Source organism: Undibacterium sp. Xuan67W (assembly GCF_049340165.1).
GTDB lineage: Bacteria > Pseudomonadota > Gammaproteobacteria > Burkholderiales > Burkholderiaceae_D > Undibacterium.
The window spans coordinates 204,072-223,793 of the sequence record NZ_JBMPPN010000004.1; the positions used below are offsets into that span (position 1 = coordinate 204,072).

The following is a 19,722-nucleotide window of genomic DNA, read 5'->3' on the forward strand; positions in this document are numbered from 1 at the left end:
TCGTAGGTTGTCAGTTCCAGACCTCACCGCCGAAGGTGTCGATCTGCGTCAGGTAGAGCCGCAAATCCAGTTCGTACTGGTGATACTGCGGTTCCATGTAGCTGCATAGTTGATAGAAGGCTTTGTTATGCTCTTTTTCTTTCAGGTGAGCGAGCTCATGCACGACGATCATTTTTAAAAATTCTTCCGGCACCTGTTTGAATAAGGTGGCAATGCGAATCTCGTGTTTGGATTTGAGCTTATTACCCTGGACCCGGGAGATGAACGTGTGCTGCCCCAGCGCATGCTGAATCACTTTGATCTTGCTGTCGAAATGAACTTTGCTGATCTGATCGCCATTACGCAGATGGGTGCTCTTTAAATCTTGTACGTATTGGTAGAGCGCTTTGTCGGTACGGATTTGATGTGCGGAGGCGTATTTTTTACGGAGCAGACTGGCTAGCTGTTCGCTTGCGATCAGGTCCTGAACCTGCTGCTGAATTGCAGCAGGATAAGCCGTCAGATAATTGAGCTCCCGTTTTTGCATGCGCCGCCGTACGTTTTATTTGACTATGGAACTATTTGACTTCAAGTAATTCAATATCAAAAATCAAATTCGCATATGGTGGAATCCGGCCGCCAGCGCCACGCGCGCCATAACCAAGATCTTGCGGAATGATGATAGTGCGTTTGCCACCGACCTTCATCCCGGCAACGCCTTGATCCCAGCCCTTGATGACGCGACCGGTACCGAGCTGGAAGGTGAATGGTTTATCTCCGACCGAGCTGTCGAACATCATGCCGTGTTGTTTGTCCGCTTTCGGGTCAAGCAGCCAGCCGCTGTAATGCACGGTCACAGTATTGCCAGCGACGGCTTCTTTGCCAGTGCCGACCTTGGTATCGATTTTTTGCAAATCCATTTTTTTCGGACCGGCATCGGCAGGCGCTGCAGTTTGTGCGCTGGCTGGTGCGAGCGCGATGAGGCTGGCGATACCGACTACGAGACTAGTGATGACACGACGGTTCATGAGGCAACTCCTTAAAGTTTATTGCGTAGTTTTGCTTCGAAAGCGATATCGAGTTTGCTGGCTTTTTTCGGTGCTTGTTTGCTGACCCCGTTGACGAAGGCGACAAAGGCATCCAACTCTAAAGGTTCATTGAGTTTTTCGTTATCGCCGGAGGCATTGGCGAGTACCAGATAGAAGCGTCCGTCGGCAGTGCTGACCATGGAATACGGGGCATTATTGCTTCTGTCTTTCAGGCGCATGACGGCAGCACTGGCGCGCGTTGAGCGTAAGCTGGCCATTATCTGGCTCCGTAGTTACGCGTGATTTTTTCCATATAGCCTTCGCGATCAACTTCTTTATTCAGCTCATTAAACCGGTCGATGCGCTGTTTGTCCATTTTGGCATTACAGAGCATATACAGATCTACATTGCGCCATTTGATGGCGCGTTTGATATCGCTCCAGAATCCTTGCTCCTGCGCCATTTGCATGCCGTGTAGTTCGGACACGATCCAGTAATCGATCCTGCCATTCACCAGCAGACGCGGATTGTCGTCATCTTCGCTGGCGAATTCTATTTTGTAACCTTGTTTGGCGAGTTCAAGGCCGGTTGCCGCATTTTTATAAGAGCCGATGCTAAAAGCCTTCGCGTCTTCAAAATTTTTTAAACTGCGGGTATCGGATTTTTTGGTGTATAAAACCCAGGTATCCGTCGTCAGCGGACCGACCCATTTAAACAGTGTTTCTCTGTCCGGCGTACGACGAAATCCGAACAGACAAGTATTTTCTTCGTTTAATGTGGCTTGGTAGCCGCGCGCCAGTGAAGTGCTGACGATAGTCGGGGATTCGCCTGCTCGCTTCATGATTTCCATCACCTTGTCGGTCAGAAAACCTTTGATCTCGTTGGACTTGGGATCAGTATGGGTGAATGGTGCAAATTCCTGAATGACCAGACGTATGCTTTCTGCTTGTGCCAGCAAGGGCAAGCTAAGCAGCAGGGCTGCTAGTGCTTTCACTTGCGGTTTACTACTTGAGCACGTCAGTAAGTACATCAGTTAGCCTTGTGTGGAACGCGCATATGGAGCGCGAAATCGGTGGAAGATTATAGGACAGAAATGAGACCTTGTCTGTGTCCTTTTTGGCATCACTTCAGTCGCGTTATGTCGGATTTTTCGTGCTTATTCCAGACCCCAGCACAGTTTAAGTAGGGCAAAAACCGCCGCAATCGTTGCTTCGTTCTGGCGCTTTTCCAGGCAGATAAAACTCAGTTCGGTCGACAGGTTGACGGCATCGGCAATCACTAATCCGTGAGCGTGCGCTTCGCGGATGGCAATCGCATCGCGTAGCAAACTCAGGCCGACACCGGATTTAACTAGGTCGAGCATCGATGGCTCCTGATCGACCAGCGCTACTTTATTTGGCGTCACGTGGTGGTCGGCAAAGACTCTGCTCAACAGACGGTTGTGCGTTGATTCGGGTGGCGTCCATATCCATGGCAGTTGCGCCAGCGCCGCCCAATCCTTTCCGGTGACCCGGCTTTTCCAGCCCTCAGGTGCAACCACACGGTAGGTGAAATGGGTCAATGTTAGTGCATGGTATTGCGTTTTGCCATCGTCCGGCGGCTGGCCCAGATAAAAGCCAACATCAAGCAAGCCCGCCCGTATTTGCTGGAGGACAGAGCCTGACATACCGTGTTGTAATCTGGTGGAAAGCTGAGGATAGGATTCCACCAGTCGTTTTAAAAACACGCCTAGCCGTGTGAATTCAGGATCAAGTATCGTGCCGATCGCCAGCTCGCCTGTTAATGTTGAATGCAGGGTATCGGCGGCTTGCTGAAAATCGGCCATGCTCGCAAGTACCCTCTCGGCATGGGGCAAAAGTTTTACGCCGTCGTTGCTGAGGGTCATGCCGCTGGATGTGCGATGCAGTAATTGCAGTCCCAGACTCTGCTGTAGCGATTTGATTTGCAGGCTCACGGCAGGCTGGGTTACATGCAGGCGTTCTGCGGCCCGCGTCAGGTTGCCCTCTCTGGCGACGGTGACGAAGGCTTTGAGTTGAACGAGATCCATCTTGTGGTCTCCATTATTAGTGTTGCTTATATTAGATTTGATAATAACTCATTGGATTTGGCTTGAACACTGGGTTAGTCTATATGAACATTTAAATATTACCTAAAAGGTTTGCTTATGTCCGCTACCCCTTCCTCCAGCCCTTTGATCAAGCATTTTATAAACGGCGTTGTTCATCCTTCCGCTGGTGAGCGTCAGCAAGAGGTGTTTAACCCGGCAACCGGGGTGGTCAGTGCGAAGGTCGTGCTGGCGACGACGGATGATGTGAACGCGGTCGTGGCGGCTGCCAAAGCTGCTGCACCAGCCTGGGCGGAGACAGCGCCGCTGAAACGCGCGCGGGTGATGTTCAAGTTCAAAGAGTTGCTGGACCAGCATCACAAGCAGATCGCGACGCTGATCACGCAAGAGCATGGCAAGGTGCTGTCGGATGCGATGGGGGAAGTGACTCGCGGAATTGAGATTGTCGAATTTGCCTGTGGCATGCCGCAACTCTTGAAAACACAATTCTCCGACAACATCGGAGGCGGTATCGATAACTACAACCTGCGTCAACCGCTCGGTGTGACTGCCGGGATAACGCCATTTAACTTCCCGTTCATGGTGCCGATGTGGATGGCGCCGCTGGCGATTGCGACTGGTAATACGTTTATTTTAAAGCCGTCAGAACGTGACCCTTCCTGCTCTTTACTGATCGCCGATTTACTCAAGCAAGCTGGTTTGCCGGACGGCGTTTTCAACGTACTGCAGGGTGACAAACTGGCGGTCGATGGGTTGTTGCAACATCCTGATGTGTCGGCCATTTCCTTTGTCGGATCGACCCCGATTGCAGAATATATTTATAGCGAAGGCACGCGCATGGGCAAGCGGGTGCAAGCGCTGGGTGGGGCAAAAAATCATCTGGTTGTGATGCCGGACGCGAATCTCGATCAGGCGGTAGACGCCCTGATGGGCGCGGCTTACGGCTCGGCAGGCGAACGTTGCATGGCGATTTCTGTGGCCGTTGCGGTGGGTGATGTGGCAGACAAACTGGTCGATGCTTTAGTTCCGCGTGTGAAGGCACTGATCGTCAAAAACGGAATGGAAGCCGATGCAGAAATGGGACCGGTCGTGACCGCAATCCATAAGGCAAAAATCGAAGGCTATATTGCTGACGGTATCGCCGAAGGGGCGACGATGTTGGTCGACGGTCGCGGCCTGACAGTGCCGGGACATGAAGGTGGATTCTTCCTCGGCGGCACGCTGTTTGATCATGTCAAAGAGGGTATGAAAATCCATCGTGAAGAAATTTTTGGCCCCGTGCTGTGTGTGGTGCGGGTACCGGATTTTGCCAGCGCAGTTGAACTGATTAACCGTCACGAGTTTGGCAACGGCGTGTCGCTGTTCACTTCGGACGGCAACACGGCGCGTGAATTTTCACGCCGGATTCAGGTTGGGATGGTGGGCATTAACGTACCGATTCCAGTGCCGATGGCGTGGCATTCATTTGGTGGCTGGAAACGCTCATTGTTTGGCGATCAGCATGCGTATGGCGAAGAAGGCATCCGTTTTTACACGCGCTACAAATCGATCATGCAGCGCTGGCCTGACAGCATCGCCAAGGGTGCAGAGTTCACCATGCCGGTTGCGAAATAAGATATTTTAGGGGAGTATCGCTGGTTGAATGCCGATTCCGCTTTGTTTATAAGCGGAATCGGCCTGACGATACTGATACTCTCCCTTAGTATGTAAAATCATGCCGGACGCTTACTTTGGAGTCAAATTCCATGAAGATCACGCAACTTTGTTCTCATCCGATTATTCAGGCGCCGATGGCCGGTGGTGCTACCACGCCTGAACTGGTCGCTGCGGTGTCGAATGCCGGCGCCCTCGGATCGCTTGCCGGGCCCTTGCTGACGCCGCTGGCAATCATTGAGCAGGCGGAGCATATCCGTCGCCTGACTGACAAACCCTTCGCGATTAATTTATTCGTCCAGACACGACCTCAAATCGATTATGCGGCACTCGAATCCGCAAAACAATTATTGCAGCCGATCTGGATGTCGCTTGGATGGAATGCTCTGCCAACGCCGACACGCTGGTGCGAGGACTTTGATGCGCAGCTTGATGCCTTGCTGATCGCGCGTCCGGCGGTTGCCAGCTTCACATTTGACATCTTGCATGCGAGCCAGATTCAGCGTCTGCATGACGCAGGGATTCTGGTGGTTGGCACGGCGACCAATCTGGCCGAGGCGCAAGTCTGGCAAGCCATGGGCGCTGATGCGATCTGTCTGCAAGGCGTCGAGGCCGGTGGTCATCGCGGCACTTTTATCGGCAAGCAAGAAGAGGCAACCCTGAGCGCCATGGCCTTATTGCAGCAAGTGAAATCGCACAGCCATGTGCCGCTGATTCTGGCAGGCGGCATCATGCATGGTGGCGATATTGCAGAAGCCTTGCAAGCGGGTGCGCAGATGGTGCAGATGGGCACCGCGTTTTTGACCACGGATGAAGCCGCGATCCATCCGGCGTATAAGGCAAAGCTGCTGGAGCTGGCTAGCGGTAATTCCGCTGAGGGCGAGGAGGCAACTATGCAGACCCGTGCTTTCTCCGGTCGACTTGCCCGCGGCGTGCGGAATCGCTTTATGCAAACCATGCAGACGGTCGCACAACAAGTCCCTGCTTATCCTATACAAAACGCCCTGACCGGCAGCCTGCGTGCGCATGCGGCCAAGACCAATGACACCGAACTGATGTCGATGTGGGCCGGTCAGGGTGCGCATCGCGTGCGCAAGATGTCAGCCGCGGGCCTGATCGCCACGCTGATCACCGAATTACAGCAACACCAATCAACATAAGAGACTATGCAATCCGCTGGCAAATACGACTACATCATCATTGGCGCAGGTACGGCAGGTTGCGTACTGGCGAATCGCTTATCGCAGAATCCTGACAACGAAGTCTTGCTGCTGGAGGCCGGTGGCAAGGACGACTATGTCTGGATTCATATCCCGGTCGGTTACCTGTATTGCATTAACAACCCGCGTACCGACTGGATGTTTCGTACCGAGAGCGAGCCGGGTCTGAACGGCCGCAGCCTGATTTATCCGCGTGGCAAAGTATTGGGTGGTTGCTCGTCGATCAACGGCATGATTTATATGCGCGGACAGGAGCAGGATTACCAGCACTGGGCAGAGCAGAGCGGTGACGCCAGCTGGCGCTGGGATCAGGTATTGCCGCTGTTTAAAAAGAGCGAAGACCATTATGGCGGTGCCAGCACAATGCACGGCGCAGGCGGTGAATGGCGGGTTGAAAAGCAAAGATTGTCGTGGGAGATTCTGGATGCATTCCGTGAGGCGGCATCTCAGGTTGGCATTCCGAAAACTGACGACTTTAATCGCGGCGATAATGACGGTTGCGGCTATTTTGATGTGAACCAAAAACGTGGCATACGCTGGAACGCCTCTAAGGCTTTTCTAAAGCCAGCAGCAGGACGCGGCAACCTGACTATCATGACGGGCTGCCAGGTCAAACGTCTGCAATTTACGGACAGTGCGCAGGGCAAGGTATGTAGCGGCGTAGAGTTTATCGGTGGCGGTAAGGAATGGTCCGCAGAATCCTCCCGCGAGGTCGTGCTGGCCGCTGGCGCGATCGGCTCCCCAGCGATTCTTCAGCAATCTGGTATCGGAAACGGCGCCCATTTACACCAGTTGGGCGTGCCGGTAGTACATGATTTGCCGGGCGTGGGTGAAAACCTGCAAGACCATTTGCAAATCCGTTCTGCGTTTAAAATCAGCGGTGCTAAAACCCTGAACATGATGGCGAATAGCTGGCTAGGCAAGGCTAGTATCGGACTTGAATACCTGCTAAAACAGAGCGGTCCTATGTCGATGGCGCCGTCCCAGCTGGGTGCTTTTACCCGCTCCGATTCGAGTCAGGCCACACCAAATTTGCAATATCACGTACAGCCATTGACGCTGGAAAAATTTGGCGACCCTCTGCATTCCTTCCCTGCTTTTACGGCGAGCGTCTGCAATCTGCGTCCGACATCCCGCGGCCATGTACGCATCGCCAGCAGCGACCCTTTATCGGCACCGAAGATTACGCCGAATTATCTGAGTACAGCCGAGGACAGAAAAATTGCCGCTGACTCGCTGACACTGACGCGCAAAATCGTTGCTGCACCCGCCTTGCAAAAATATGCCCCAGAAGAAATGAAACCTGGTGCGCAGTTCCGTACTGAGGAAGAGTTAGCTCGTGCCGCAGGCGACATCGGGACGACGATTTTTCACCCGGTTGGTACTTGCAAGATGGGCGTGATCACGGATAAACAGGCGGTGGTCGATAGTGAATTGCGTGTAGTGGGTCTGCGTGGCGTGCGGGTTGCTGACGCATCCATCATGCCGACCATCACCTCGGGCAATACCAATTCACCGACATTGATGATTGCAGAAAAAGCCGCCAGAATGATATTGGCGGCTGCGCCTAAATAGCGTTCTGAGTGTGTCCATAAATAAACAAATCAACAGACAACTGAGCAAATAATTGGTCATGTATTTCTTGATGGGACACCATGAAATAGTATGTTTTAATACTTCAGGAAAACAGGGATAAAAGCCTGTGGTTACTACTTACAGTAGTTATACCGTATTGTTGAATACTTACGGCGATGGGTAATATAAAAGGTAATAAAAACGCGATAAAAATCGCTAAAAATAGAATAAAAAGCCCCTTTGGTCATTAAAAAATAAAAAGCCAACAGGGTTGTCATAGTGCAGTTCGTAATGAAACTACGCAGGCAAAAAGGAGACCAGATGACCGATGTCATCCTAGAGACAAAGCATTTGACCAAAGAGTTCAAGGGCTTTACCGCAGTTAGCGATGTCAACCTGCAAGTGCAGCGTGGACATATTCATGCATTGATCGGCCCTAACGGTGCCGGTAAAACTACCTGTTTTAATTTGCTCACTAAGTTTCTGGTGCCAACCTCGGGACAGATCCTGTTTAACGGTCGCGATATCACGGCAGCCAAGCCGGCGCAGATTGCACGTCAGGGCATCATCCGGTCATTCCAGATTTCGGCGGTGTTTCCGCATCTGAGTGTGATGGAGAATGTGAGGATTGGCTTGCAACGCCAGCTTGGTACCTCTTTTCATTTCTGGAAAAGCGGAGCAAGTCTAGCGCGCCTCAATGATCAGGCGATGGCGCTGCTGGCGCAGGTAGATCTGACCGAATTTGCTGACACAATTACCGTTGATTTACCTTATGGACGCAAGCGCGCGCTGGAGATCGCCACGACCCTGGCGATGGAGCCGGAAATGATGCTGCTTGACGAGCCGACGCAAGGGATGGGACATGAGGATGTACACCGCGTGACTGAGCTGATCAAGAAGGTATCGGCAGGGCGCACGATATTAATGGTGGAACATAATATGAGCGTGGTCTCGGGTATCTGCGACAAAATCTCCGTCTTGCAGCGCGGCGCCATGCTGGCGGAGGGCCGCTACGAAGAAGTGTCTAAAAATCCGAAAGTCATGGAAGCCTATATGGGCAGTACCTCAGCTGAACTCGAAGGAGCACACGTATGAGTGTTGCAACCATGTCAGCCGATACATCCGCGAGTTCTGCCACATCCGGTACAACGCCAGCGTTACAGATCACGAATTTGCAAGCCTGGTACGGCGAATCGCATATTTTGCATGACGTTAATCTGGTCGTGAATCCCGGCGAAGTCGTAACGCTTCTGGGTCGCAACGGTGCCGGCCGTACCACCACGATGCGCGCCATCATGGGATTGACTGGCGCACGCAAAGGCTCGATCAAGATTAATGGGGTCGAGGCAATTGGCCTGCCTACGTACAAGGTCGCTCATCTGGGCGTTGGCTATTGCCCCGAAGAACGCGGCATTTTCTCCTCTTTGTCGACCGAAGAAAACCTGATGCTGCCACCGTCGGTATCAAGCAAAGATCAAGGTATGTCGATCGATGATATCTACGCGATGTTTCCGAATCTGGCGGAGCGTAAAAACAGTCAGGGTACACGTTTGTCCGGTGGTGAGCAGCAGATGCTGGCAGTGGCGCGTATCCTGCGTACCGGCGCGCGCCTATTACTGCTCGATGAGATTTCGGAAGGTCTGGCACCAGTCATCGTGCAGGCGCTGGCTCGTATGATTACGACGTTAAAAGCTAAGGGTTATACGATCATTATGGTGGAACAGAATTTCCGTTTTGCAGCACCGCTGGCAGACCGGTTTTATGTGATGGAGCACGGGCAAATTGTCGAAACTTTTGCCGCAGCCGAGTTGCAGGACAAGATGTCCGTGCTGAATGAATTATTGGGTGTGTGATTAGATAGGGAATCAGTTTCGTGATAAGTAAGAGTGGTGCGTAGTTGACTTAATTTCTGTACTTAGTTTTTGTACTTAGTTTTCATACTATATAAGCAGTTCAAATTGATAAAATGATTGGAGAAGACACATGAAAACAACATATAAAGTAGCAGCACTGGCGGTCTCTGCCGCACTGGCAACATTATCCGGCACCGCCTCTGCACAGGTTTCTGGCGATGTCGTCAAGATCGGTTTTATTACCGACGTTTCTGGCCTGTATTCCGATATCGACGGCCAGGGTGGCGCTGAAGCGATCAAGATGGCGATTGCTGATTTTGGCGGCACGGTTCTGGGTAAAAAAATCGAACTCGTGACCGCTGATCATCAAAACAAAGCGGACATCGCAGCAAGCAGAGCGCGTGAATGGTTCGACCGCGACGGCGTTGATATGCTGATTGGCGGTACCAATTCCGGCACAGGTCTGGCCATGTCCAAGGTTGCCTTGGAGAAGAAAAAGACCTTTATCTCCATTGGTGCAGGCACAGCACGTCTGACTAACGAAGAATGCACACCTTATACCATTCACTATGCATATGACACGGTGGCACTCGCAAAAGGCACAGGCTCTGCTGTCGTTAAGCAAGGCGGCAAAAGCTGGTATTTCCTGACAGCGGATTATGCATTCGGTGCATCGCTGGAAGGTGATACTACGGCCGTCGTGAAAGCGGCTGGTGGTACTGTGGCGGGTGCTGTGCGTCACCCGTTATCGGCATCAGATTTCTCGTCTTTCCTGTTGCAGGCGCAAGCTTCAAAAGCGCAAATTCTTGGTTTGGCTAATGCCGGCGGCGACACTATCAATGCGATTAAAGCCGCGAATGAATTTGGCGTGACCAAAACCATGAAGCTGGCGGGTCTGTTGATGTTCATCAATGATGTGCATTCCCTGACGCTGAACCTGACTCAGGGCATGTATCTGACGGATAGCTGGTACTGGGATGCGAATGAAGAAACCCGCACCTGGGCACGTCGCTATTTCGGCAAAATGAAAAAAATGCCGTCGAGCCTGCAAGCTGCTGATTACTCCGCTACCTTGCAATATCTGAACGCTGTGAAAGCAGCGGGCAGCGATGATACCGATAAAGTATTGGCGAAATTGCGCAGCATGAAAATCAATGACATGTATGCCAAAAACGGCACGATCCGCGGCGATGGCAGCATGATTCATGACATGTATCTGATGCAGGTGAAGTCCCAGTCTGAGTCCAAGTATCCATGGGATTACTACAAAGTGGTACAGACTATTCCGGGTGAACAGGCATTCACGACCAAAGCGGAAAGTAAGTGCGCTGCCTGGAAGTAATTGGGCGTAAGTAAAAAAAGTATGTGCTGAAACCTTTTTCTTCTCATGTCAGCGTATCTCAGCCTGCCGGTCCAGCCAGGGGCTGGCCCCCTTTCCCCTAAGCAAGTGAAGGGGGAGGGGCAGGCAAACGGATTGGCCGGTTTGAAGTTATCCGTCAACCATGTTGTTAACAACGTGACAGATGAGGTGGCAGCAAGAACGTAAATTATGTGGTAGACGGGGACGCAAATTTGCTTAAAGGTGAGCTTGGGCAGATCTGTTTTATCCCGTCTGCATCAGTTTTTTTGAATCAGCTATCTATCCCGGTTGTTCGGGGTATTTTTCTTTAGAGTGCCATGGAAATATTTGGTATCCCGCTTCAAGCGATGCTCAGCCAGTTGCTGCTGGGGTTGGTGAATGGCTCTTTTTACGCCATGTTGTCACTCGGTCTGGCCGTGATTTTCGGTCTGCTGAATGTGATCAATTTTGCGCATGGTGCCTTGTATATGATGGGCGCTTTTCTAGCATGGATGGGCATGAATTACTTCGGTATTAATTACTGGATCATGCTGATTGCGGCGCCTTTGCTAGTGGGAATCTTCGGCATCGTCATCGAAAAAACTATGTTGCGCTGGTTATATAAACTCGATCATCTGTACGGGTTGCTGCTGACTTTCGGCCTGACCTTGCTGCTCGAAGGTTTATTCCGCTCTTTCTATGGTGTCTCGGGACAGCCTTATTCGGTACCCGATGCGCTGATGGGGGCGACCAATCTCGGTTTTATGATTTTGCCTAACTATCGCGCCTGGGTAGTGGTGGCCTCGCTGACTGTCTGTTTCTCGACCTGGTTTGTGATTGAAAAAACCAAGCTCGGTGCGTATCTGCGGGCCGGTACTGAGAATCCTAAACTGGTAGAAGCCTTTGGCGTCAATGTTCCCTTGATGGTAACCATGACCTACGGCTTTGGCGTGGCTTTAGCGGCGTTTGCAGGCGTGCTGGCGGCACCGGTGATACAAGTGTCACCCCTGATGGGATCGAACCTGATTATCACGGTATTCGCGGTGGTTGTGATCGGTGGCATGGGTTCTATTCTCGGCTCTATCCTGACGGGTCTTGGCCTGGGCATTATCGAAGGCCTGACCCGCGTGTTTTATCCGGAACTGTCTGCGACGGTGGTGTTCATCGTGATGGCAATTGTCTTAATGATCCGCCCTGCCGGTTTGTTCGGCAAAGAAAAATAATCGGAGCGTTTATGAATAAAAAAATTGGTTACGGCATCGCATTCGCCGTCCTGCTGGCAGCGCCGTTATTGATTTATCCGGTCTTCCTGATGAAGCTGCTGTGCTTCGCTTTATTCGCTTGCGCATTTAACTTGCTGATTGGTTTTACCGGCCTGCTGTCGTTTGGTCATGCGGCTTTTTTCGGTGGTGCGGGTTATGTCGCCGGATGGGCGATCCGTGATGCCGGGTTACCAACGGAGCTGGGGATTGTCTTGGGCGTCGGCGCTGCGGCCTTGATCGGCCTGGTGATGGGCTTGCTGGCAATTCGCCGTCAAGGTATTTACTTCACCATGATCACGCTGGCGCTGGCACAGATGCTGTATTTCGTTTTTTTACAGGCCAAATTCACAGGCGGTGAGGATGGTTTGCAAGGTGTGCCGCGCGGTAAGTTGCTGGGCACTCTGGATCTGAGTTCTGATCTGACTTTGTACTATGTGGTGTTGGCGATTGCGATTGCCGGATTCGCACTGGTGGTAAGGACGATCCATTCGCCGTTTGGTCAGGTATTGAAAGCGGTGAAAGAAAATGAGCCGCGTGCAATCTCGCTGGGTTATGACGTGGATAAATACAAGTTGTTGGCTTTTGTCTTATCTGCGGCGCTGGCAGGTCTGGCAGGCGCTACCAAAACGCTGGTACTCGGCTTTGAGACCTTGACCGATGTGCACTGGTCTATGTCAGGCTTGGTCGTATTGATGACCTTGGTGGGCGGTTTAGGCACCTTGGCGGGGCCGATTGTCGGTGCAATCATTATCATCGCTTTAGAAAACAAACTTGGCGACCTGGGCAACCTGATCGCGGATCTCACGTCGGTTGACTGGTTCCGCAGCCTCGGTGACTCAGTGACCATTGTGACGGGATTGATTTTCATCGTTTGTGTATTGTCCTTCCGTAAAGGCATCGTTGGCGAGCTGGGTGCATGGCTGAGCCGATCAGGAAAAACCAAGGCCAGTTAAATTATTGTTGAGTCAGATATACAAACAAAAAGCCCCGCACTTGTCGGGGCTTTTTGTTGCTGGCCGTCGTTATTGATCGTTGCTAAACTAGTAATGTAAAGTCAATTGTCGACGGTAACGGATATTGTTACCGCGGTGGGGAAGGTTGCCTTACTTTTTGAGCCATGTGAAAGCGTATTCAATGATCCGGTCTATTTTCGTCCTTGCTTTATTCCTGCTTGCTGCTGAACCGGCTTGTGCGGCTCAGACTCAAGTGCATATTGTCTACAATCCGGCCATGGATTCTGCATGTTCATTTTTGCGTAACGCTACGATTAAGGATGAATGGAAAGCAGAACTGAGCTTGCGTAAAGCGGAATTCGAGGGAATCTGACAAGAGCATGGTCCCCGCATGATTCTGGCTGCTGAGACGATTACTGGTAGGTCTTTTCCTGCGGATATCGATGCGCACTTGTCGCTGTGCGATCTGCCATCGCAATCGATGGTCGGTGTCAGTATTAATATGCGATATGCATTGAAGAGCTTTACGGCAACACCTGTACCGTTACGCTACAAAGCAGATACTCTGTTCCACGAACTATTGCATGTGTTATTAAGCTCTTACTCCTTGAGTAACTCCAGTTTGCTCGCGCAGCACGCCGCTGAACACGAACGAGTGCGCTCACATCTTCATTTGCTTGCGCTACAAAAAGCGGTTCTGATACAGCTTGGTGAACCCGGCATACTGAATCAGCTTATCGCGATAGACAGCCAGCTTCCCAGCGGCCATTACCGGCGCGCCTGAGACATCGTTAACGCCACTGATACGACGTATCTGAAATACGTCGAAGAGCTCAGAAACTGACCGGTTTTGATCACGCAGGGTTTGGTGGTCGGGCGGATGCAGGGTGCAGAGGCGTTAAGGCAGTCAGAATAGTACGGTTGTACATTGAGCAGCCCTGAGCCGCACTATCCACGCGCCTTCTGGCAGGGCAGGCTGGAGAGGCTCGTCAATACTGCGTCTCCAGCCACCCTTCTCATTTTCCGCTTTTCACTTCACAGGCTTTATAGCGCCGCAGCGTAAATCGCGCGGGCATCGGCTAAGCTAACCTCTCTCGGGTTGTTGCCTAGCAAACGGGTCTGCAACATGGCGTCGTTCGCCAACTGGTCGAGGTCATTCACCGTGACGCCGACTTGCCGTAGCTGCGTTTCTATCCCGACCCGTTGCGCCAGTGCTTCCATCGCATGGATCAAGGCTGAACTGCGGGCCTCGTCACTACCTTGTGCGTCTGGCGCAATGATGCTGGCGAGCTCGGCATATTGCCCGGCTGCATTCGGTGCGTTGAAGCGCAATACGTGCGGCAAGACTAGTGAGTTCGACAGACCATGCGGGACATGAAAGATGCCACCGATCGGGTACGCGAGGGCATGTACCGCGGCGCACGGCGCATTGGCAAAGCACTGTCCCGCCAGCATGGCTCCCAGCAACATGGCCTGGCGTGCGGCGAGATTGCTGCCGTTCTTGCAGGCTTCGTCAATATTTCCCCAAAGCAAAGTCAGAGCCTGACGTGCCAGCATATCGGACAAGGGGTTCTTTTTGTGCTTGGTGGTATAGGCTTCGATCGCATGTACCATGGCATCAATCCCTGTTGCCGCCGTGACTTTAGTCGGGAGTCCTATCGTCAGTTCTGCATCGAGAATGGCGATGTCTGCATATAGTTGCGGAGCGACTACGCCCATTTTCGTCGTTGCCCCGGTGGTGACGATGGAGATAGGTGTCACCTCAGAGCCGGTGCCTGCTGTCGTTGGAATCTGGATCAAATGCAGGCGCTGGCCTTTGACGTTGCCGATGCCGTACATACTGCCGAGCGCTTGGGGGCTGCCTGACAAAACGGCAATTAGCTTTGCCACGTCCATGGAGCTGCCGCCGCCAAAGCCGACGACTAGTTCGATCTCTAATTTTTCTGCGTTGCTGACGGCGTGAAGCACTACCGATTCTGGTGGGTCGGCGACTACGTCGGCAAATACACTGACTTGCAAGCCGCGTTGTTCTAGATTCGCCATCGCCGGCGCTATCAGACCCGTCCTTAAAAAGCCTGCATCTGTCACTATTAATACCCGTTTGATCTCCGGATAATGCTGCGTGATGATATCGCCCAATTGCTTGGCAGCGCCGGTCTGGCTGATGAGATAGGGGACGGTACGAAAATCAAAATTATTCATGGTCAGGCTTCTCCTCTTGAGCCTTATTGTAGCAAGACTTGCTATGCTGTTGCCTTGAATAGAATTCAACTATTTGCCATCCGATTAAGATTGGCTTTGCGTAATTATTATTAAAAATGACAGATATCTTATTGCTTGGTGGTGCCGCCTTTTTTGCTGGATTGGTTGATGCAGTGGTTGGTGGTGGTGGCCTGATACAACTCCCGGCCCTATTCGTCGCTTTGCCGAATGTGGCCCCTGCAACTTTATTAGGCACCAGTAAGCTCGCGGGAATTTTGGGAACCACGGTTGCTGCGCGGAATTATGTGTAGACAGTGAGGGTGCGCTGGGCGATGGTGCTGCCTGCTGCCTTGGTGGCATTTATCTTATCGTTTGCCGGAGCATTTACGGTAACTCATTTGCCGCCGACTTATTTGCGTAAGGCCTTACCATTCATTCTGGTGGCGGTGGCGCTTTATACGTTTAAGAAAAAAGATTTCGGTACGTCGCATACGCCTTTATTTCATGCGGATAAAGAGCGTTGGATGGCGATGCTGGTGGGTGGTGGCATTGGTTTCTATGACGGTTTTTTCGGTCCTGGTACGGGTAGTTTTTTAATGTTCTTATTCGTCCGTTTGTTCGGATATGACTTCCTGAGCGCTTCCGCTGTTGCTAAAATCATCAATGTTGCGTGCAATGCGGCGGCTTTGTTGTGGTTTGGTTACAGCGGACACATTATTTGGCAAACAGGTTTAGCCATGGCGGTTTGTGGAGTGTTAGGATCGTTGTCTGGTAGCCGCATGGCAATTAAATATGGCAGCGGCTTCGTCCGAAAGATGTTCTTGCTGGTAGTGCTGGCGCTGATTTGCAAAACTACTTACGATGGTTTTATTAGATAACGATTTGTTTCACGTGAAACAATATTAAAGGGACGGACGTGGCATATTCAGATGCAGTCATATTTCAGCGTACGGATTTAGGTAAGGCAGAAATTAAAAATAAGCAGCATGGCTTAACGCAAAGTGAGCGCTTGGTACTGATTATTGCCGATGGCGTTAGCTCTTATGCCGAGTTGAGGGCTAAATTAAAAAGTCTGGTAAAAGAACGATTTGACCGCGCACTGAGGAGTTTGTCGGACAAAGGATTGTTGTATGAAGTGATGTTTCCGCTAGACAATCAGTTGCCTGATATTGTTGAGGCAGATGCGATGGATCGTTTCTTGCGGCAGGAAGATTCCGATCCGGTCTCTGTGCTCTCCTTTCAGCCTGAGGAGGAGTACGGCACTGATGATTTACATGCTCAGGGCTTAGTGCCGCTGGACGAGGTTGAGGAGGTGGAGGTTGGTGAGCCTGTGCCGCCGTATCCAGATTTGATTGAGAATACGATTGATCGCTTGGAAGAACCGATTATCTATACTCAGGAAAAGGTTTCCACAAGAATTGAGACATCACATACCCCCGAGCCTGAACAGGCCGGGCAGTTAACCGAGGTTGATTTTTATCTGCCGCTGACGTTGCCACCCTCTGAGGTTCAAGGTCAGCCTCAGTCGGTAGTTTTGCCTATAGAAAAATTAGTGCCATCGGAACCGGTTTTGATTAAAGAAGTACCGGTCAAAACGATTGTTGCTCCTGTGTCTGTGCCTGAGGTCCAACCAGTCGTGGCCAGTAAATTGCCAGAGCAAACCATAAAAAAACCGCCGGTGGTGATACAAAAATTCCCGGAACCAAAGCAACCAAAGCCTATTGTGCCAGTAAAGAAAAACACGTCTTTGTTGGATTATCTGGACTCTCGTTATTCTTTGCTGTTGGTGTTGCTCGGCTTGCTTCTTGCGTTTATGCCGGCGCTCGCAAAATTCCTAAATAAATAGACTCGCGGATTTCATGGCCTTTAATTAGATGTTTCACGTGAAACATCTAATGATCGATTCGATTGAAATTATTGATCAGCGAAGAATTTAGGCAAAAAACCTCTATAATCGTGCCTCCCTGAGAAATCCAAAAAAAGCAGATATTTCCTATGTATTATCCAAAAGAATTCGATGTCATCGTGGTTGGCGGCGGTCATGCCGGGACTGAGGCAGCTTTGGCTTCAGCCCGCATGGGGCAAAAAACCCTGTTGCTGACGCATAACATTGAGACTTTAGGACAGATGTCGTGTAACCCGTCTATTGGCGGCATAGGAAAAGGTCACCTGGTCAAGGAGGTTGATGCCATGGGTGGTGCCATGGCAATTGCAACCGACGAGGCGGGCATTCAGTTCCGTATTTTGAACTCGTCTAAAGGACCTGCAGTACGGGCAACCCGCGCACAAGCAGACCGGATTTTGTACAAGCAAGCGATACGTAGTCGTTTGGAGAATCAGCCGAATCTCTGGCTGTTCCAGCAAGCGGTAGATGATTTGCTGGTTGAAGGCGACCGGGTGGTTGGTGCGGTAACGCAGGTCGGCATCCGTTTTCGTAGCCGTTCCGTAGTGCTGACAGCGGGGACTTTTTTGGACGGAAAAATTCATGTTGGCCTGAATAACTACTCTGCTGGTCGTGCTGGTGATCCCCCTGCGGTTTCCTTGTCGAACCGTTTAAAGGAGCTGGCTTTGCCACAAGGCCGTTTGAAAACTGGTACGCCACCACGAATAGATGGTCGTAGTATTGATTTTTCGGTCATGCAAGAGCAGCCCGGTGACCTCGATCCGATTCCGGTGTTCTCTGTCATGGGCAATGTGGCGATGCATCCGCGTCAGTTGCCATGCTGGATTACCCATACGAATGAGCGTACTCACGATATTATTCGGGCTGGTCTCGATCGTAGCCCGATGTACACCGGTGTGATCGAAGGAGTGGGGCCGCGTTATTGTCCATCGATTGAAGACAAGATTCATCGTTTTGCCAGCAAAGAATCACATCAGATTTTCCTTGAGCCGGAAGGGCTGACCACCAACGAATTTTATCCAAACGGTATTTCAACGAGCTTGCCGTTTGACGTGCAGCTGGAGTTAGTGCGGTCTATGCGTGGCATGGAGGACGCTTATATCCTGCGTCCTGGCTATGCGATTGAATATGATTATTTTGATCCGCGTGGTTTGAAAACCTCGTTAGAGACACGCCAAATTCAGGGCTTGTTTTTTGCGGGGCAAATCAATGGCACCACTGGTTACGAAGAAGCCGCTGCCCAGGGAATGCTGGCCGGTTTGAACGCCGCCTTGATGACGCAAGGCCGTGACGCTTGGGTCCCCCGTCGCGACGAGGCTTATCTTGGTGTATTGGTTGATGATTTGATTACTAAGGGTGTGCAAGAGCCTTATCGTATGTTCACCAGCCGCGCTGAATTCCGCCTGAGTCTGCGTGAAGATAATGCAGACATGCGCTTAACTGAAATCGGACGTCGGCTTGGCTGTGTCAGTGATGCCCAATGGCAGATGTTTGAGAAAAAGCGAGAGGCTGTTTCACGTGAAATGGAGCGGCTGCGGTCGACCTGGGTCAATCCACGTATTGTCGCCGATGCAGAAGCAGAGCGCATTGTGGGCAAAGCGCTGGAGCGTGAATATTCGCTCGCGGACTTATTGCGTCGTCCGCACGTGACTTATGCAAGCCTGATGAGTATGCAGGGTAGTGAAGGTCAGGCATTAGCTGGTCCTGGCGTCACTGATGATGCGGTGAAAGAGCAGGTTGAAATTCAGGTCAAATATTCTGGCTATATCGACAGGCAGGCAAAAGAAGTAGAGCGTCATGCGCACTTTGAAAATTTAAAAATGCCCGCCGGATTTGATTACCTCGACGTGGGTGGTCTTTCCATCGAAGTTAAACAGAAATTAAATAAGCATCAACCGGAAACTCTTGGGCAATGTGGCCGCATCTCCGGTGTGACACCGGCTGCAATTTCGCTGCTTCTGGTGCATTTAAAAAAACGTGGTTTTAAAGGCTTTGCGTCAGCGCCTGAATTGAGTGTTGCAGGTGAGGACATATGAGTGGATTTGACGCCGTTGCATTGAGGGCTTCATTAGCGGAGGGTGTTAAGGCTTTGACTCTAACCCTGAATGATGCGCAGCTTGACCAGATGATTGCCTATCTGGCATTGTTGTCAAAATGGAATAGTGTCTATAATTTAACATCTATTCGCGATCCAAAAGAGATGGTGAAACAGCATGTGCTGGACTCTTTGTCCGCCGCTCCCGCGTTTAAAGATGCCAGCAATGTTCTGGATGTCGGAGCAGGCGGTGGCCTGCCCGGGATGATACTGGCGATTGTTTATCCTCATATCCGTATTTTCATGATCGATACCGTGAGTAAAAAAACGGCATTTTTGAACCAGGCAAAAACCGAATTAGGACTGAGCAACGTCACGGTGTACACAAATCGTGTGGAATCTTTGCAGCTTGCAGACAAATTTGACGTGATTACTTCGCGTGCTTTTTCAGAATTGAGTAATTTTATTAACTGGTCGGAGCATTTGTTGGCAGACGGTGGTATTTACATTGCCATGAAAGGGGTGTCGCCCGATCAGGAAATCGAGCGTATGCCAAAAGGCTGGCAAGTACAGAAAATACAGCCTTTATCCGTTCCAGGCATGGATGCAGAGCGGCATCTGGTATTCATTCACAAAACCAATGCTGAGCTTTGAT

At 51.2% G+C, this 19,722-nt stretch carries 19 protein-coding genes and 1 pseudogene; 14 read left to right on the forward strand and 6 right to left on the reverse strand.

Annotated elements, in window-relative coordinates:
- Positions 1 to 10 precede the first annotated feature (10 nt).
- From ACO0LE_RS05370 to ACO0LE_RS05390, 5 genes are all read right to left on the reverse strand, one after another.
- On the reverse strand, positions 11 to 526 hold the full coding sequence (locus tag ACO0LE_RS05370) for a M48 family metallopeptidase (protein ID WP_422959393.1): 516 nt from the start codon (positions 524 to 526) through the stop codon (positions 11 to 13).
- Between the two features lie 31 nt (positions 527 to 557).
- Positions 558 to 1,007, reverse strand: a complete 450-nt coding sequence (locus ACO0LE_RS05375) for an FKBP-type peptidyl-prolyl cis-trans isomerase (RefSeq protein WP_422959394.1) — start codon at positions 1,005 to 1,007, stop codon at positions 558 to 560.
- Between the two features lie 11 nt (positions 1,008 to 1,018).
- On the reverse strand, positions 1,019 to 1,285 hold the full coding sequence (locus tag ACO0LE_RS05380; RefSeq protein ID WP_422959395.1) for a hypothetical protein: 267 nt from the start codon (positions 1,283 to 1,285) through the stop codon (positions 1,019 to 1,021).
- Positions 1,285 to 2,037 (reverse strand): substrate-binding periplasmic protein, encoded by a 753-nt coding sequence (locus ACO0LE_RS05385; RefSeq protein ID WP_422959396.1) that lies wholly within the window; start codon positions 2,035 to 2,037, stop codon positions 1,285 to 1,287. The genes ACO0LE_RS05380 and ACO0LE_RS05385 overlap by 1 nt, the downstream gene beginning before the upstream one ends.
- A gap of 126 nt (positions 2,038 to 2,163) precedes the next feature.
- Positions 2,164 to 3,054 carry a LysR family transcriptional regulator gene (locus tag ACO0LE_RS05390; RefSeq protein WP_422959397.1) on the reverse strand — a complete coding sequence of 297 codons (891 nt, stop codon included), beginning with the start codon at positions 3,052 to 3,054 and terminating at the stop codon, positions 2,164 to 2,166.
- 117 nt (positions 3,055 to 3,171) lie between these two features.
- Here ACO0LE_RS05390 and ACO0LE_RS05395 point away from each other — a divergent pair, with 117 nt between their 5' ends.
- The 10 genes from ACO0LE_RS05395 to ACO0LE_RS05440 all read left to right on the forward strand — a co-directional run bounded on the left by ACO0LE_RS05395 (position 3,172) and on the right by ACO0LE_RS05440 (position 13,711).
- On the forward strand, positions 3,172 to 4,686 hold the full coding sequence (locus tag ACO0LE_RS05395) for a CoA-acylating methylmalonate-semialdehyde dehydrogenase (protein ID WP_422959398.1): 1,515 nt from the start codon (positions 3,172 to 3,174) through the stop codon (positions 4,684 to 4,686).
- A gap of 131 nt (positions 4,687 to 4,817) precedes the next feature.
- Positions 4,818 to 5,885: an NAD(P)H-dependent flavin oxidoreductase gene (locus ACO0LE_RS05400; protein WP_422959399.1), complete on the forward strand. Its 1,068-nt coding sequence runs from the start codon at positions 4,818 to 4,820 to the stop codon at positions 5,883 to 5,885.
- A gap of 6 nt (positions 5,886 to 5,891) precedes the next feature.
- Positions 5,892 to 7,520, forward strand: coding sequence for a GMC family oxidoreductase (locus tag ACO0LE_RS05405; RefSeq protein WP_422959400.1), 1,629 nt, complete (start codon positions 5,892 to 5,894; stop codon positions 7,518 to 7,520).
- 321 nt (positions 7,521 to 7,841) lie between these two features.
- On the forward strand, positions 7,842 to 8,615 hold the full coding sequence (locus ACO0LE_RS05410) for an ABC transporter ATP-binding protein (RefSeq protein WP_422959401.1): 774 nt from the start codon (positions 7,842 to 7,844) through the stop codon (positions 8,613 to 8,615).
- Positions 8,612 to 9,373, forward strand: a complete 762-nt coding sequence (locus tag ACO0LE_RS05415) for an ABC transporter ATP-binding protein (protein WP_422959402.1) — start codon at positions 8,612 to 8,614, stop codon at positions 9,371 to 9,373. Before ACO0LE_RS05410 ends, ACO0LE_RS05415 begins: the two co-directional genes overlap by 4 nt.
- Positions 9,374 to 9,503: 130 nt before the next feature.
- Positions 9,504 to 10,715 (forward strand): ABC transporter substrate-binding protein, encoded by a 1,212-nt coding sequence (locus ACO0LE_RS05420; protein ID WP_422959403.1) that lies wholly within the window; start codon positions 9,504 to 9,506, stop codon positions 10,713 to 10,715.
- Between the two features lie 335 nt (positions 10,716 to 11,050).
- Complete coding sequence (locus tag ACO0LE_RS05425) at positions 11,051 to 11,935, forward strand: branched-chain amino acid ABC transporter permease (RefSeq protein ID WP_422959404.1); 885 nt, start codon at positions 11,051 to 11,053, stop codon at positions 11,933 to 11,935.
- 11 nt (positions 11,936 to 11,946) lie between these two features.
- Positions 11,947 to 12,927 (forward strand): branched-chain amino acid ABC transporter permease, encoded by a 981-nt coding sequence (locus ACO0LE_RS05430; protein WP_422959405.1) that lies wholly within the window; start codon positions 11,947 to 11,949, stop codon positions 12,925 to 12,927.
- Positions 12,928 to 13,108: 181 nt separating this feature from the next.
- Positions 13,109 to 13,300 carry a hypothetical protein gene (locus tag ACO0LE_RS05435; RefSeq protein WP_422959406.1) on the forward strand — a complete coding sequence of 64 codons (192 nt, stop codon included), beginning with the start codon at positions 13,109 to 13,111 and terminating at the stop codon, positions 13,298 to 13,300.
- Between the two features lie 18 nt (positions 13,301 to 13,318).
- Positions 13,319 to 13,711: a hypothetical protein gene (locus ACO0LE_RS05440; protein ID WP_422959407.1), complete on the forward strand. Its 393-nt coding sequence runs from the start codon at positions 13,319 to 13,321 to the stop codon at positions 13,709 to 13,711.
- A gap of 260 nt (positions 13,712 to 13,971) precedes the next feature.
- On the opposite strand, the gene ACO0LE_RS05445 is transcribed toward ACO0LE_RS05440, so the two are convergent.
- Entirely contained in the window at positions 13,972 to 15,129 is a 1,158-nt protein-coding gene (locus ACO0LE_RS05445) for an iron-containing alcohol dehydrogenase (RefSeq protein ID WP_422959408.1), read from the reverse strand.
- 116 nt (positions 15,130 to 15,245) lie between these two features.
- Between ACO0LE_RS05445 and ACO0LE_RS05450 the strand changes: the two are divergent.
- The 4 genes and pseudogenes from ACO0LE_RS05450 to rsmG all read left to right on the forward strand — a co-directional run bounded on the left by ACO0LE_RS05450 (position 15,246) and on the right by rsmG (position 19,721).
- A pseudogene (locus tag ACO0LE_RS05450) lies at positions 15,246 to 16,007 on the forward strand (sulfite exporter TauE/SafE family protein).
- Positions 16,008 to 16,045: 38 nt separating this feature from the next.
- Positions 16,046 to 16,975, forward strand: coding sequence for a hypothetical protein (locus ACO0LE_RS05455; RefSeq protein ID WP_422959409.1), 930 nt, complete (start codon positions 16,046 to 16,048; stop codon positions 16,973 to 16,975).
- Positions 16,976 to 17,124: 149 nt separating this feature from the next.
- On the forward strand, positions 17,125 to 19,068 hold the full coding sequence (mnmG, locus tag ACO0LE_RS05460) for a tRNA uridine-5-carboxymethylaminomethyl(34) synthesis enzyme MnmG (protein WP_422959410.1): 1,944 nt from the start codon (positions 17,125 to 17,127) through the stop codon (positions 19,066 to 19,068).
- A complete protein-coding gene (rsmG, locus tag ACO0LE_RS05465) occupies positions 19,065 to 19,721 on the forward strand; it encodes a 16S rRNA (guanine(527)-N(7))-methyltransferase RsmG (protein WP_422959411.1) in 657 nt (218 codons plus the stop codon). The genes mnmG and rsmG overlap by 4 nt, the downstream gene beginning before the upstream one ends.
- The last annotated feature ends 1 nt before the right edge of the window (position 19,722 follow it).